The following is a 2,462-nucleotide window of genomic DNA, read 5'->3' on the forward strand; positions in this document are numbered from 1 at the left end:
TGCCTTCATCGTCTTCCGCTCATTTCCCAGCCGGGAAAATGCACCGGAAAACTCTAACCAAATCTGGTCCAGTTTAAAGGGGGCAGAGCACCTGAAGGCGGGCCAGTTCGACCTCCGGTACAGTGATGCGCACGGTGTAAAATGACGAACCTGTTGCAGTATCGGTCGTCAGATCGGCGGCGATTCGTGTCACATATCCAAACAATTCGGGTGTTGTACGCTGATTAGAGGTCGTCATACGAAGGCGCGCTTCCTGACCGAACGCGATCTGATCAAAGTCGCGAGGAAGGCAATGCGTACATCCAAGGCAAGCCGGTCACTGTCTGGAACTACGAGCATAACTGCATCGGCGGTGACCTGCTCCCCATGCGTCCCACGTTTAGAGCGGTTCCCTGACGGACCGAATCCGTGGCTATGCAAATCAGGCGCCGTCTGATTCAAACTATCTGCCGATGGAGGTCGGCGGATATGTCAAAAGCCCTTTCTGTCGATCTGCGTATTCGCGTTCTTGCTGCTGTTTGCGCTGGAGCGACCCACCGAGAAGCTGCTGAACGGTTCGGCGTGAGCGCCGCAAGCGTCAGCCGGTGGCGAGATCTGCAACTTCGCCAGGGGAATGTGCGCCCTGGTCCTCTTGGCGGAGATCGAAATTCCCGCAAGACAGAGGCCCATGGCGAAGCGATCATGGCATGGCTGGCCGAGCACCGCGACGGAACCTTGTTCGAACTGCGCGATGCGCTTTGTGCCCAGGGCGTCACGATCAGCAAATCAGCTTTGCACCGGTTTCTTGTCCGGCACGGCCAGATACGCAAAAAAGACTGGCCACGCGGTAGAGCAAAGCCGTCCCGACGTCCTGGAACAGCGTCGGCAGTGGTTCGACGATCAACTGGACCTTGATCCTGCAAAGCTCGTCTTTATTGACGAAACCTGGACCGCGACGAACATGGCGCGCACGCATGGACGCTGCAGGAAGGGTGAGCGCCTGCGAATGGATTTTCCGCACGGCCACCGCAAGACCACGACGCTGGTGGCGGGCTTGCGCAGCACAGGAATGGTTGCGCCGATGGTGATCGACAGGCCGGTCAACGGGGAATGGTTCGAGGCCTATGTCGCCCAGGTGCTCGTCCCGACCCTGAAGCCCGGCGATGTCGTCATCCTCGACAATCTCTCCAGTCACAAGCGGCCGGCCGCGCGCGCTATGATCCAGGTTGCCGGTGCGCAAATGCTGTTTCTGCCGCCATACAGCCCAGACTTCAATCCCATAGAAAAGGCATTCTCAAAGCTGAAAGCGCTTCTGCGCAAGACGACAGAGCGCACAATGAACGGCCTTTGGGACAGGATCGGAAAACTGATCGACCTCGTCGAGCCTCATGAAGCCCGCAACTTCTTCACATCATGCGGATATGATCCAACATGAAAGGGAAACGCTCGTCTTATGATTTTTCCGGCTTTTCTGCGAAGAAAGGCCACTGACTGCCGCCTCCACGCGGCGGTCAGTGGCGGTGGTCGGATCGGTCGGGGCTTGGTCATGAACCGCAAGGAACATGGACCGTTTTAGAGTGTGATCGGCCACCGTCTTCGCATGAGGCCTGAACGGATACGCAGCAGCTTTCGGCTCTGCATGACAAGCATAGGACACGCGAAGATGATCAACGATAGCATCGGTATCGATATTTCAAAAGACCGGCTCGACGCCTTTCGTCTGAGCGACAAGGCGCACCGGGCATTCACCAACACGCCGGCAGGCTTTTTCGGTCTGCGGCAATGGCTTGGCGATACATCTGTCAGCCGGATCGTTTATGAGGCGACCGACCCCTATCATGGCGCCTTTGAATGCGCACTCGCCTCCCGTCTTCCGCTCGTCAAGGTCAACCCGCTGCAGGCACGCCGGTTTGCCCTGGCACGCGGCAGCCGCGCCAAGACCGATCGCGTTGATGCGCGCATACTGGCTCAGATGGGGGATGCATTCGACCTTCAGCCAGACCGGCCAGTGGACGAGAACACCCATGAACTCAAGGAGTTGCAGATCGAGCGCACCGCTCTCGTCAAGGACCGGACACGGCTGCTCAATCGCATCAAGACGCAAACACTGGCCCTGACGAAGCGGCACTCAAAGGCTCGCATCGCCCAGAACGAGCGCCAGCTCGCGGCAATCAAGGACGAGATCGAAACCCGCCTGCGCGCGGATGACGGCAAGGCCAGAAAGCTCGACATCCTCACCTCCATTCCCGGCATCGCTCCGGTGACGGCGACGACGATCCTGATCGAATGCCCCGAGATCGGCATGCTTGGCCGAAAGCAAATCGCAAGCCTTGCGGGTTTGGCGCCCATGACCCGACAATCGGGCCAATGGCGTGGAAAGGTCTTCATTCAGGGTGGACGAAAATTCCTGCGCGACGCCCTCTACATGCTCGCCCTCGTCGCCATGCGCTTCAACAAACAGATGAAGGCGAAATACGAGGCGC

3 protein-coding genes are annotated in these 2,462 nt (G+C 58.6%); 2 read left to right on the forward strand and 1 reads right to left on the reverse strand.

Annotated features, from left to right (window positions below; genetic code table 11):
- Positions 1-73: 73 nt before the first annotated feature.
- Complete coding sequence (locus FJU08_RS23380) at positions 74-238, reverse strand: beta-barrel domain-containing protein (protein WP_181410006.1); 165 nt, start codon at positions 236-238, stop codon at positions 74-76.
- Between the two features lie 230 nt (positions 239-468).
- Here FJU08_RS23380 and FJU08_RS22535 point away from each other — a divergent pair.
- Both FJU08_RS22535 and FJU08_RS22540 read left to right on the forward strand, forming a co-directional pair.
- Positions 469-1,414, forward strand: a protein-coding gene (locus FJU08_RS22535) for an IS630 family transposase (protein ID WP_181410007.1) whose coding sequence is annotated in 2 segments (ribosomal slippage) — positions 469-809 and positions 808-1,414 — 948 coding nt in all. Because the reading frame shifts where the segments join, the coding sequence is not laid out codon by codon here.
- Between the two features lie 228 nt (positions 1,415-1,642).
- The coding region (locus FJU08_RS22540; RefSeq protein ID WP_210245307.1) for an IS110 family RNA-guided transposase at positions 1,643-2,462 on the forward strand (820 nt) is incomplete at its 3' end.

Origin of the sequence: Martelella alba (genome assembly GCF_006516955.1) — a bacterium.
GTDB classification, from domain to species: Bacteria; Pseudomonadota; Alphaproteobacteria; order Rhizobiales; family Rhizobiaceae; genus Martelella; species Martelella alba.

What these genes read in the sequence shown, in the direction of transcription:
- FJU08_RS23380 (WP_181410006.1), bottom strand. Translation starts at nt 238, where the DNA reads ATGACGACCTCTAATCAGCGTACAACACCCGAATTGTTTGGATATGTG.